Annotated in this window: 11 protein-coding genes; 1 reads left to right on the plus strand and 10 read right to left on the minus strand. The window is 36.6% G+C overall.

Going from position 1 to position 13325, the window contains the following annotated elements:
• Window positions 1-8 precede the first annotated feature (8 nt).
• From AC3B5D_RS04795 to tig, 6 genes are all read right to left on the minus strand, one after another.
• Entirely contained in the window at window positions 9-2396 is a 2388-nt protein-coding gene (locus AC3B5D_RS04795; RefSeq protein WP_489841130.1) for an endonuclease MutS2, read from the minus strand.
• 42 nt (window positions 2397-2438) lie between these two features.
• Entirely contained in the window at window positions 2439-2978 is a 540-nt protein-coding gene (locus tag AC3B5D_RS04800) for a CvpA family protein (protein ID WP_489841129.1), read from the minus strand.
• Window positions 2978-3208 (minus strand): cell division protein ZapA, encoded by a 231-nt coding sequence (zapA, locus tag AC3B5D_RS04805; RefSeq protein ID WP_489841128.1) that lies wholly within the window; start codon window positions 3206-3208, stop codon window positions 2978-2980. Before zapA ends, AC3B5D_RS04800 begins: the two co-directional genes overlap by 1 nt.
• A 197-nt stretch (window positions 3209-3405) precedes the next feature.
• The gene (yihA, locus tag AC3B5D_RS04810; protein ID WP_489841127.1) at window positions 3406-4032 is read right to left on the minus strand and encodes a ribosome biogenesis GTP-binding protein YihA/YsxC; all 627 of its coding nucleotides are present in this window, start codon (window positions 4030-4032) and stop codon (window positions 3406-3408) included.
• A gap of 12 nt (window positions 4033-4044) precedes the next feature.
• A complete protein-coding gene (clpX, locus tag AC3B5D_RS04815) occupies window positions 4045-5292 on the minus strand; it encodes an ATP-dependent Clp protease ATP-binding subunit ClpX (RefSeq protein WP_489841126.1) in 1248 nt (415 codons plus the stop codon).
• 133 nt (window positions 5293-5425) lie between these two features.
• A complete protein-coding gene (gene tig, locus AC3B5D_RS04820) occupies window positions 5426-6715 on the minus strand; it encodes a trigger factor (protein WP_489841125.1) in 1290 nt (429 codons plus the stop codon).
• Window positions 6716-7060: 345 nt separating this feature from the next.
• On the opposite strand from tig, the gene AC3B5D_RS04825 reads away from it, so the two are divergent.
• Entirely contained in the window at window positions 7061-8395 is a 1335-nt protein-coding gene (locus tag AC3B5D_RS04825) for an ISL3 family transposase (RefSeq protein WP_489839388.1), read from the plus strand.
• A 99-nt stretch (window positions 8396-8494) separates the two neighbouring features.
• On the opposite strand, the gene tuf is transcribed toward AC3B5D_RS04825, so the two are convergent.
• The 4 genes from tuf to rpsT all read right to left on the minus strand — a co-directional run bounded on the left by tuf (window position 8495) and on the right by rpsT (window position 13276).
• Window positions 8495-9682, minus strand: a complete 1188-nt coding sequence (gene tuf, locus AC3B5D_RS04830; protein ID WP_489841124.1) for an elongation factor Tu — start codon at window positions 9680-9682, stop codon at window positions 8495-8497.
• Window positions 9683-9873: 191 nt separating this feature from the next.
• Window positions 9874-10809, minus strand: a complete 936-nt coding sequence (locus tag AC3B5D_RS04835; RefSeq protein ID WP_489841123.1) for a hypothetical protein — start codon at window positions 10807-10809, stop codon at window positions 9874-9876.
• Window positions 10810-10890: 81 nt separating this feature from the next.
• The gene (locus tag AC3B5D_RS04840; protein ID WP_489841122.1) at window positions 10891-12774 is read right to left on the minus strand and encodes a ribonuclease J; all 1884 of its coding nucleotides are present in this window, start codon (window positions 12772-12774) and stop codon (window positions 10891-10893) included.
• Between the two features lie 247 nt (window positions 12775-13021).
• Entirely contained in the window at window positions 13022-13276 is a 255-nt protein-coding gene (rpsT, locus tag AC3B5D_RS04845; RefSeq protein WP_489841121.1) for a 30S ribosomal protein S20, read from the minus strand.
• Window positions 13277-13325: the final 49 nt, after the last annotated feature.

Raw genomic sequence — 13325 nt, forward strand, 5'->3', positions numbered from 1 at the left:
CGATATATCTAACTTAACTGAACATAGGTTGCCCCTTGGTCTGGACCTGTAAATTTAAACGATTGCACTTGACGATGCGAACGCAAATATTCTTGCACACCTTTTCGAATAGCGCCAGTACCTTTACCGTGGATAATTTCGACCGAAGATAAATTATTCAATAATGCCTTATCAATAAAACGATCTAATTCAGCCATAGCTGGTTCATACCTAATACCACGTAAATCTAATGTAGCTGATGCTTCTGAACGATTAATCGCCTTATTTGTATTGATATGTGATTTCTTACTTTTTTTATGATGATGTGCCACATTACTGCTAGACAAAACAGTTTGTTGTTTTTCTATTTCGTCATTTGAAAGAACCATTTTTAAAATACCAAGCTGGACTTCAAACTTACCATCCTTCATTTTTCGTATAATTGTACCTTGTTGACCATATTCACGTACAAGTACAGTATCACCCACTGATAATGCTTCCTGTTTAGCCTTTTTAGCTTTACGCAAAATTCTATTATTGGCTGCCGAAGGTTCTTCATGCATCGCATTTAAGGCACCCTTAGCATCCATAATTTTATTTTCTTTAATCGTTGCACCATCTCTAGCCATTCTGTGTAAATCAGCAATTATCTTTTCTGTTTTACGTCGAGCTTCTGCAACAATATGATTTGCTTCTTTTTTAGCATCATCTATTGACTTGACACGTTGCTGTTCAATGGCATCGAATTTATCTTCATACTCATTCTTCAATTGTCGATTTTCAACAATTTGTTGTGTTAGTTCAACTTGCTGCTTTAACACTGCATTTCGTCTAGAAACCAAGTCCGCAATCATATCATTCAATTCTTGCGAATCATCAGTTGTTAATGCTGCTGCATTATCAATAATCTGTTTACTCAATCCTAATCTTTTTGCAATTTCAAGTGCATTTGAACGACCAGGCACACCAATCATGAATTTATAAGTTGGTCGTAGTGAATCAATATCAAATTCCATTGATGCATTAATAGTATCTGATCGATTATATCCATAAACTTTTAATTCTGGATAATGCGTTGTAGCAACTGAATAAGCGCCCGTTTCACCAACAGCATCTAAAATTGCCATCGCTAATGCTGCACCTTCTTGTGGATCAGTTCCAGCACCTAATTCATCAAATAAAACTAATGAGTCTTTATCAATACCTGACAAAATATCAATAGTATTCACCATATGAGACGAAAAAGTCGACAGTGATTGTTCAATAGATTGTTCATCCCCAATATCAGCATAAATTTCTTTGAAAATACCAACGGTAGAATACTCAGCAGTTGGAATAAATAAGCCAGACTGTGCCATTAACTGCAACAAGCCCAATGTTTTTAGTGTGATGGTCTTTCCACCTGTATTTGGACCAGTGACAATAATTGCACTATAATCCTCACCAATAATAATATCATTAGGCACAACTTTCTCAGAGTTCAACAATGGATGTCTTGCTTTAAGCAAGCGAACATGATTTTCAGAACTAAATTCTGGCTCAATTGCTTTTATTTCAACTGCGTAACGTGCTTTAGCATTTAAAAAATCCAAATGTCCCAGTACCTTAGCATTATTTTCAATATTCTCCACTTCTGGTTTCAGTAATGAAGAAATTTCTAACAAGACCCGTTCTTCTTCTTGTCGTTCCTTCAAATAATGTTCACGTAACCGGTTATTCATGTCGACAACATCAGCCGGTTCAATATAAAGCGTCTGCCCAGTTTGTGATTGATCATGGACCACACCACCAAACTTTTGACGATACGTTGCTTTTACTGGTAATACATATCGATCATTGCGAATAGTAACAATCGGATCTGATAGATACTGTGCTGTTTTTCCGCGTGTATATTCTTGCATCTTTTGTCGTATCGCATTTTCAGTGCCTGTGATTGATTGACGAATACGATGTAATTCAGGTGATGCTTCATCAGTTAATCGACCGTCACCATCAATCGCAGTGTTAACACGTTTCGTTAATTCTGGTAACAAAACTAACCGATTATAATAGACTTCCAAGGCAGGTAACGTTTCCTGTCGATCAGCAACAATATTCTCAAAAAAAACTTTAATCTGACCTGTCGTAAATAGAACACGACCTACTTGTGCTAATTCTGTACCACTTAACGCAGCATCAATACGCAATCGTTGTAGATGTGGTTTCACATCTGCTAACTTTGGAATACGAATACCACCTTGCCAACGTAACACTCGACTGGCATCAGCAGTCTCGGCCAGCCACTGACGCATTGTACCAGCATTATCAGTTGGTAACAACGCTGATAATTCATGTTCACCTGCCACGGTCGATAAAAAAGGACGTATTTGATTTTTGACCGTATCATACTCAAGTGTTTTTAAAATTTTTGTATTCATTTGTTATTTTAATTACCCACTTCCATACTAAAAATTTTCTATTTACATTAACCACCAATCATAGACCGCATTAGAAAGATATGGCGTATCATTTAATATTAGCTGTGCAATTGTTGAATTAGACATACTTTCTGTATACCAAGGAATATTTAATGTTTGTGTGAATTGTAGAAAGAAAAAAATTTCTACATAAACAATTAATCCAAAAACAATTAAACCACCTAATCGATTTACTGTGCTCAGTATCGGCACTTTATTAATGAATCGTAAACTCCGTTCAATTGCTTTAACAACTGACATACCTAATAAAATTATAATGGTAAATGCAATCCCTGAAGCTAAAAATTCTCCTGGCTGGTTTGTCGCACTAGCAGGTACATCAGTTGCGGTCCAGCTTACCGAAAAACCATTAACAAACGCATTATAGAGCCAACTACCAAATCTATGTGCCAATAGGATTGCGAATGTATAGACAACTATTCTACCAACCAACATTGTCAAACTACGAACTAATCCCAGACGGTATCCATGTACCATTGCTAAGGCTAATAATCCAATGATGATCCAAGAAAAAAATATCATTAATCCTTCGCATCCTTTTTAATCTGCATCGTTAACTGATCTGATAGTGCATTAATCGCTAATAACATCAATAATTGATCATTATCTAACTTTGGTGCAGCTTCTTGCATCTTCTCTAATTGTGAGTTTGCCAAATCAAAAACTGCCTTCATATGAGCCTGTGATTCATTTGATGTAATTGTTAAGTCCTTACCTAAAATAGTTCCTTTAAAGCGTGTTTTCGCAGCCATCTTTGTAACCTCCATTTAAATATTATTATTTCTTAGTATATCAAAAATAAATTTGGTATTCAGCTTATGCTTAATCAATTAATAACATCATAGATAAAATAACCTGTTAATAAAAAACAGGCCTTAAATTTTACCATTAACTGAGAAACGACATCAATTCTCCCTGTTTATGATTAAACTTAGTACCTGTTGTTTAATTATTCAAAATCATCTGGGTTAAAATCACTTCCATCTAGCATTCGTGCCTCTAACCAATCCCAAATATTTTCTTTACCAAATTTTGTTTCTGCTGAAAAAATTTCAAAGTCAGATAATTCTTCATTAAATTGCAAACTACGCTTAATATCTGCCTCAACTTTATTCCACTTACCACGTGAAATTTTATCTGCCTTTGTTGCAACAACCAATACGGGTAAACCAATATCGTCAGAAATTAGCCAATTATACATTTCAACATCTTCTTTTGAAGGTAAATGTCGCGCATCAACGAGTTGGATAATGCCCTCTAAAGGTTGCCTTTTTCGTAAATACTCACCTATCATTATTGCAAAGTCTTCACGTGCCTTTTTTGACACTTTCGCATAGCCATAACCAGGGACATCGACAAAGAATATTTGGTTTTCAACTTTATAAAAGTTCAGCGTTTGCGTCTTACCAGGTTGTGAAGATGTACGAGCAAAAGCTTTACGATTGATTAGAACGTTGGTTAATGACGACTTACCAACATTTGAACGACCAACAAACGCTACCTCAGGCAAGCCATCGGTTGGGTATTGTGCTTCACGTACAGCTGACATCACCATTTCAACTTGATGAACTTCCATCTTTTTCCTCAACTATTCTATTATTAATTCTGGTTCTTCATGACGAAGGACAGCCCCTTCATTGATCACAACACCAGTTACTTCATCACGTGAAGGTATGTCGAACATCACATCACGCATAACTTCTTCAATAATTGAACGTAGACCACGAGCACCTGTTTCTCGTTCAATGGCTAGGTGTGCCATTGCCTTTAATGCATCTTCAGTAAACTTCAGATCAACACCCTCTAACGCCATTAATGCCTGGTATTGTTTAACTAAAGCATTTTTAGGCTCTGTTAGGATACGAACCAAATCAGCTTCTGTTAACTCTTCTAACGCTGTTAATATTGGTAAACGACCAATAAACTCCGGTATCAAACCGAAATTCATTAAATCTTCCGGTAACACTTGTTGCATGATTGATTTATCTGACTTTTGTAATTTCTGCGTTTTGGCATCTGTCCCAAAACCAATCACTTTTGCACCCAAACGCTCTTTAACCATCTGTTCAATACCTGCAAAGGCGCCACCAACAATAAATAGAATATTTGTCGTATCAATTTGAATAAATTCTTGATTTGGATGCTTACGCCCACCTTGAGGTGGTACATTGGCAATTGTTCCTTCCAACATCTTTAACAAAGCTTGTTGGACCCCTTCACCAGAAACATCGCGTGTAATTGAAACATTTTCAGCTTTTTTAGCGATCTTATCTATTTCATCAATATAAATAATTCCGGTTTCAGCACGCTCAACATCATAATCCGCAGCTTGAATAAGCTTCAATAAAATATTTTCAACATCTTCTCCAACATAACCTGCTTCAGTCAGTGTGGTCGCATCTGCAATTGCAAATGGCACATTCAATAACTTGGCCATTGATTGTGCAATGTATGTCTTTCCTGAACCAGTTGGTCCAATGACGGCAATATTTGATTTTTGAAGATCAACACCCTCTATACCCGTATCACCGGTTAATTTTGCATTAACACGTTTATAATGATTATAAACGGCTACTGCTAATGTATGCTTGGCATCATTTTGTCCAATAACATACTCATTTAAATTATCAACTATTTCACGTGGCGTCTTAAGTGTCAACGTCCGTGCCATCGCATCTTGTTGCATATCTTCGTTGATAATATCTTGGGCTAGTGCAACACATTCATTACAAATATACACGCCTGGCCCTGCAATCAACTTTTTTACCTCAGTAGAGGGCTTGCCACAAAATGAACAGTATGCAATGCCATTCGAGCTGTCAGTTGTATTAAACACTGTCCAACCTCCTAAAAATTATATTCGTTATAGTTATCATACAGTAAATATTGTATCAAAATTCCGTTACTGGAAAAAGCTAAAAAGGTTAGACTTCAAAAGAAGTCTAACCTTTTTTTGTTAAAACGACTATTTAGGCTTCAACTGCTTCAGCGACAATTAAGTCAACGACTGATTTAATTGCAATATCATGTGCCAACATATCATCTGACAAGGCGTTACGGACAGCATCCTCTTCCATATTGTAAGCTTCAGCTAATGACTTAACCTCAGCTGCAATATCTTCAGCAGATGGCTTAATATCTTCTGCCTTAACAATAGCTTCTAATACTAAGTTTGTCTTTACACGACGCTCTGCACCTTCCTCATATTGCTTGTGAAGATCATCTTCAGAAGTACCTGTGATTTGGTAGTATAGCTCTGGAGAAATACCTTGTTGTTGCATTGAAGCAAACATTTGATTCATTTGACGGTGAACATCTTCATCAATCATTGATGCTGGAATTTCATCACCAACAACTTTGGCATTATCTACTGCGGCAGCAACGGCAGCATCTTCTTTTGCTTCCTTTGCCGCAGTTGCTTTTTGATCTGCCAAACGAGTCTTAACTTTGTCCTTTAATTCAGCCAAAGTTTCAACTTCTTCATCAACATCCTTAGCAAATTCATCATCAAGTGCAGGCACTTCTTTTGTCTTAACTTCATGAACAGTTACTTCAAAGATAGCTTCTTTACCAGCTAAATCAGCTGCCTGATAATCTTCTGGGAAAGTAACTTTAACATCGATTTTATCTTCAGCTTTTGCACCAACCAATTGTTCTTCAAAGCCAGGAATAAATGAACCTGAACCTAATTCTAATGAATAGTTATCGGCTTTACCACCATCGAAATGTACACCGTCAACTGAACCATCAAAATCAATAACAACAGTATCACCATTCTTAGCAGCTTCATCAACTAATACAAGTTCAGATTGACCTTGTTGCATATTGGCAAGTTCTTCGTCAACATCCGCATCAGAAACTGATGTATCAGATGCAGGTACTTCAACACCCTTATATTGACCTAGTTCAATTTCAGGAGCTAATTCAACTTCGGCTGTCAAGACCCAAGTTTCACCCTTATTCATTGATTGTGCTTCAATTTTAGGTTGTCCAACAGTAATTGCACCAGTTTCTGAAACAGCCTCACCATAAACATCTGGCAAAACTTTGTTCAGAGCATCTTGGTACAATGACTCTTCACCATACATTTGGAAAAATACCTGCTTAGGCATCTTACCTTTACGAAAACCAGGAACACTGATTTGTTTCTTCACATCATTAAATGCCGCATCAATTCCCTTTTCGTATACATCAACAGGAACTTCAAATTTAATTGTTCCCTTGTTGCCTTCACCCTTAGTGAAAACTGCATTTGCCATGTTTATTCCTCCAATAGTCGTTAGTTAAACACTATTTACGACTTAAATTATCTTTACATACCTAATAAGTATATCGGAAAGCCATTATTTTGACAATAAAATATTCCTTCACCACAAAGTATCTCATTGTAAATTATATAAGATTTATGTCTAAAATTCAAAAAAGAGAGTTATCACATCAAAGATGAAATAACGGTTCTACAATATTTGGTACTGATAGCTAATCTGACAGATTAGTCATTAGTGCTTTTTTTGTTGTTTTTGTATAATTCATTTATAAACACAAAAAAACAGACCAGCAGCCACTAGTCTGTCTCACAAAATCCCTTTGAAAGGACCTCTAACATGGATAAGTATATCAAGATTTTACTCGGAATTAAAGACACACGTATTGAATTAGATGATCAAGCCTCGGAGGTGATGACCACGGTCTTAAAAAATGGCGTTCGACAACAAATTTGGCATTTGAAATTATCTTATGATAATTATTGTCCACATTGTGCTTGTTTAATGAATAAGAATGGCATGAAATTCGTCCAACATATCGCCTCTCGTGCTGCCAATATATTTAATCAGCTAGCGATTCGCAAACAAAAATACATCTGCCCACAATGTCATCGAACAGCACTAGCTGAATTTTCTGATATTAAATCAGGTGATCATATCATGACGAATGTTAAACAAGCAGCTGCCATGGAGTTAAGTGAAAATGTTAGCCAAAAACATATCGCCCAAGCCTATAACATTTCATCACACACTGTGATGCGTCAAGCGCAAGGACTCTTTACTTACAACAAAACAAGTTTTCATTATCTACCTCAGCATATTGCTTTTGATGATTTTAAGTCTGGTAACTTTGCGGAAAATAGTGGTATGAGCATGATTTTAATGGACAGTACAACCTACCGCGTATTAGATATCATGCGTGAACGTGGCGATCATAGTCTTCGCCATTACTTTGAGCAATATTCAGCAGCAGCGCGTGCTGCTGTTAAAACCATTACCGTTGATTTATTTAGTCCTTATCGCAATATAATTCATGACTTGTTTCCACACGCTCAAATCATCGCCGACAGATTTCATGTTGTCACACAAGTTTACCGTGCATTAAACCAAACACGTATCCAAACGATGAAATCCTATGGTACAGATTCACGAGCTTATCGCCAGTTAAAGCGATATTGGAAACTGCTTTTGAAAGATGAAACCACTTTGAATTATACTGATTTTCGAAAGCGTCGAAACTATCGTTATGCTTATTTAACCGATCAAGAGGTCATCGATCGATTATTAACCTTATCACCAGAGCTACGTTCAGCTTATAATTTTTATCAAGACATCCTTTACGCCGTACGATATAAAGATTTTGAACAACTGCAAATAGCTGTTACAACAAATACGCAAGAAACTCGTTTCCAACATTTGCCAGAAACTATGAAAAAGGCCCAACGGACCTTGCGTAAGCACCTACCAGAAATTAAAAACAGTTTTATTTACCCGTTCTCAAACGGTCCCGTTGAAGGGGCTAATAACAAAATTAAAGCCATTAAACGGACTGCCTATGGTTTTCGAAACTTTAAAATGTTTCGTTTGCGCATATTAATTGCCTTCAAAGATAGTTTTTATTCGCAAAGCTACAGACAAAAAGCAACTAAATTTATGAAAAATTCAGCTGCTTAATGTTTAAGCTATTTAATTAAATAATTCTGCTATCAGTACAATTTGACCAATAACCGAAATAACTCTCTTTTTGATACATAAACCAAACACTAATTAAAATTAGTCGATGATTTCTGAAACTGTTCCGGCACCAACAGTACGGCCACCTTCACGAACAGTAAACTTCAATCCCTTTTCAATGGCAACTGGTGCAATCAATTCGATATCGAATGTGACGTTATCACCAGGCATAACCATCTCAACACCTTCAGGTAATTCAACAACACCAGTAACATCAGTTGTGTGGAAGTAGAATTGTGGACGGTAGTTAGTAAAGAATGGTGTATGACGACCACCTTCTTCTTTGGTCAAAACATAAACTTCGGCCAAGAACTTCGTGTGTGTTTGAATTGAACCAGGCTTAGCCAAAACTTGACCACGCTCAATTTCTTTACGATCAACACCACGCAACAATGCACCAATGTTATCACCGGCTTCACCTTGTTGCATAGTCTTACGGAACATTTCGATACCAGTAACAACTGTCTTACGAACATCTTCCTTCAAACCAACAATTTCAACTTCTTCATTCAACTTAATAGTTCCACGATCGATACGACCTGAAGCAACAGTACCACGACCTGTAATCGTAAATACGTCTTCAACTGGCATCAAGAATGGCTTGTCAGTATCACGAACTGGTGTTGGAATGTATGAGTCAACAGTATCCATTAACTCTTCGATAACCTTAACTTGTTCAGGATCACCTTCCAAAGCCTTCAAAGCTGAACCACGGATAACTGGAATATCATCCCCAGGGAAATCGTATTCTGACAACAATTCACGAACTTCCATCTCAACAAGGTCGATCAATTCATCATCATCAACTAGGTCAGTCTTGTTCAAGAATACTACAAGGTAGTTAACACCAACTTGGCGAGCCAACAAAATGTGCTCACGAGTTTGTGGCATAGGACCATCAGTTGCAGCAACAACCAAGATAGCACCATCCATTTGAGCAGCACCAGTAATCATGTTCTTAACGTAGTCCGCGTGACCAGGTGCATCGATGTGAGCATAGTGACGTGCTTCTGTCTCATACTCAATGTGAGCAGTGTTGATCGTAATTCCACGTTCACGCTCTTCAGGAGCAGCATCGATTGAAGCAAAGTCTTCTTGCTTAGCCAATCCCTTATCTGATAGTACCTTTGAGATAGCGGCAGTCAACGTAGTCTTACCATGGTCGACGTGTCCAATAGTTCCAATATTAACGTGCGGCTTAGTGCGCTCGTAATTTTCCTTAGCCAAAAGCTTGTCCTCCTATTATTCGCATGTTGATTAATATCAACCTCATTGCTTAGTATAAGTATACTACATATACTCAGTAACTTAAACAATAAGATACGAAAATCTTTTTAATTCTCTATTTATGAGACTGAAATTATTATATATAACTTCCCTATTTTTGTAAATATTTTTTACTTATTTTTATTCTTGTATTAATTTTTTTGCTCACTAAAGCTCTCAAGCAACTTATTTTGGAGTTTATTACGCCAATCTGCCTGATTTTGCGGTTCTGATGGCATTGGATTACCAAATGTTGTTGCAATTAAACCTGCAACCCAACTATCAATATCCTTAACAACCAAATCTAAGTCGGGATAGGCCATCATTAACATCAACCGTGCTTGCTCAATTAGTCCATAAACCATATCTGAACCAATTTGTTTCGCTTGGTCATACAATTTGTTAACAATATTTTGATAAATATTACTTTTCTCAAGAGCTAATAAATCAACTGGTACATATGTTTTTAATTTGCCATCCAAATTAAGCATGACAACTTCTTCAGCAATCGCTAGTCTTCTCAACTGATCTAATACGGTCGTCCTTGAAATTTGTGCTAAAAATGGATCTTGTAAAACAAATTTAGCACCAGTTAAATACTCGGTTAATGGTAATTTATTGGCTAATAACAGTGTTTTTTGTTGTTCTGCCATATTACCATCACCTAGATGGTAAAACTGACGCGCAATTGTTGCCATTGTTTTTTGTTGTTTTAATCGGTATATCTCTTCAGAGTCTATGATTTTTTGTTTGAAATGTGGCTGCTTGTCAATTGACAAATTTGTTAAAAATTCTCTAGCCACTAAAAAATACTGATTATGCAATGTTAAATTCAAGTATAATTCGACATCTTTTTGTTCGTTAGTATATGTCTCTACATATTCATCAGCATACAGTTGTGCTTCTTGATATTGCCCTTGTGCAATTAATAACGTCACAATTAAATGATTAATCTCACTTGTTTGCCTTATTTTATAAGCTGCCATCAAACGACTAATTGCTTGGTCTATTGATTGATCATTCATATATTTTTTTGCTTGCTTAACAAGCATTGTATATTGCTGCTGTTGATTAAATTCATCTGTCATATTATTTCCTCTGAAACAACAAAAGATTCTGATTCGTTTAACCATTGTTAAACAAAAAAGAATCCCTAACTATCTAAAAATCTATTTCACTTCTACCTGCTTATGAGCGTGTTTATCCTGACCATTATTTTTTCTTTTTCTTTGATGATCTGACTTATTTGTCACAGTTTTAGTTTCTGTATGCTTAACAGATTTCTTTTTATTATTTTGCTTTTTTGCAGGTTTAACACCAGTTATTTTTGATTTATTACCTTGGTGCGCTGTTGTTCGCCGACGCCGACGACCATTTTGATTTGCCTCCATAATAACCGGTAAAATAACTGGTTTACGTCGTGTTTTTTCAAACAAGAATTTGCCTAAAGCATCCCGAACAGCATTTTTTAGATTACCCCAATCAAAATCTTTTGAATTCTTCACACCATCAGTGACAGTTTGTTCAACTAATTCAGCTGCCTCATGCATTAAATCACGTGATGCCTTAATGTAGACAAATCCGCGAGAGTCAACTTTGGCAGGAGCAATAACCTTTTTCTTCTTACGATCAATGGTAATGACTGCGATAAAGACCCCGTCTTCCGATAGGATACGCCGATCATTCAAAACAATCGAACCAATATCTCCGATGCCAGAACCATCAATCATTGTTGAGGTCACTTGAATTGAGCCACCCAAATAGAATTTTTCACCATTCCATCGTAGTCTATCGCCTTTAGCAAGTAAAAATACATGATCATCATCATATCCAACTTGCTCTGCAGCATGATATGCAGCATTTAAAACACGGTATTCACCTTGTATAGGGATAACATTTTGTGGCTTCAGTAGATTTAAGAGTAATTGAAAATCTTCTTTTGAGCCATGTCCCGATGATTTTTTATCTGTTGAAATTTGTTTTACCGTTGCACCCGCACGGAATAACATATCACGTGTTCTTGCGACGTAACCTTCCATCGCTGTTGATGGTGTGGTTGTAATAAACACGAGGTCACCCGGTTGAATTTTAATATTACGATCATCACCATGCGCAATCCGTTGCAGATGTCTAATTGGTTCTCCCATTCGACCAGTTTCTAAAATAACCGTCTCATCTGCAGGTAATTTAGATAGATTCTTAAGTGAAACAAACATCTCATTTTCAGGGATTGGTAAAATAAGCTTTTTCAAACGTAGTGCTGTTCGAACAACCCGTTCTAAATCATTTCCTGAAATAACGACTTTGCGACCAACCTTATATGCTGCATCAATCACTTGTTGAATACGCTGTATATTTGATGCGACTGCTGCAACAATAATACGACCTGATTGGTGAAGATGAAAATTCTCTAAAATATAGTCACCCAAGTCTGATTCATGATCTGGCATACCAAAATTGGCTGTACCAGCTGCATCTGCTAACAAAGCGACGATACCCTTTTGCCCAATTTCTGCTAACCGCATTAAGTCTGTGCGATAATATGGCAAAGCTGTTGTATCAAATTTAAAATCACCCGTATAAACAACTTGTCCAACGGATGTTTCAAGAACAATACCTAAAGATTCAGGAATAGTGTGCGTTGTTTCAAAAAAAGAAACGGTTACGTTACCAAAGCGTACTTCAGAGTTACCGCGTACGACATGGTAATCATCATAGTCTTTTAGTTTTGTTTCGTTATGAACTGCTAACTTTGCTAATTCAATAGTCAATTCAGAACCAAACACTGGTACACGTAATTCTGATAACAAATAGGGTAATGCACCAATAGCATCAGCATGACCGTGTGTCAAAAAAATACCTGCCACATTGTCAGCATGTTCAACTAAATAAGCATAATCCGGGATGACTACGTCAACCCCTAACAAATCACTCTCCGGGTATTTTAACCCTGCATCCAAAATAAATATATCTTCATCAACCGTCACAGCGTACATGTTCATTCCATTTTCACGTACACCACCAAACGGCATAATGTCTAATGTAGTTGCCATAATCTTCCTATTCTCATTGTATTTCACGGGTTTAGTGATACACCCAACGTTTAAATGTTTAATACAATACTACCACATAAGACCTTGCTAGAAAACCAGTAAGTCATTTATCATTATTTTTAAATATTATTAATTGTTTTTTGCCATACGATACACATTTATAATATGAATAATTATTATATAGGCAAAAAGAGCCAGCAGCAATATGCTACTAGCTCTTTTTATATTGTCTAATTTGTAATAAATATTACTTGTTCAACAATGAAGCCAAACGTGACTTATCACGTGAAGCCTTATTCTTAGCAATCAAGCCCTTTGATGCGGCACGATCAATTGCTGATGAGGCTGATGCAAATAACTCTTGCAAGTTATCTTGACCAGCTTCAGCAGCAACACGGAACTTTTTCACTTCAGTACGGTATGCACTTAATTGTGAAATATTACGTTCACGTTGCACCTTATTCAATCGGGCACGTTGGATTGATGACTCAATAATTGGCATCGCTTTTCCCTCCGATGATAAATGTCAAATAACAAACGTCTCTAATAGT

The sequence above is a fragment of the Weissella sp. ESL1177 genome, from assembly GCF_058107185.1.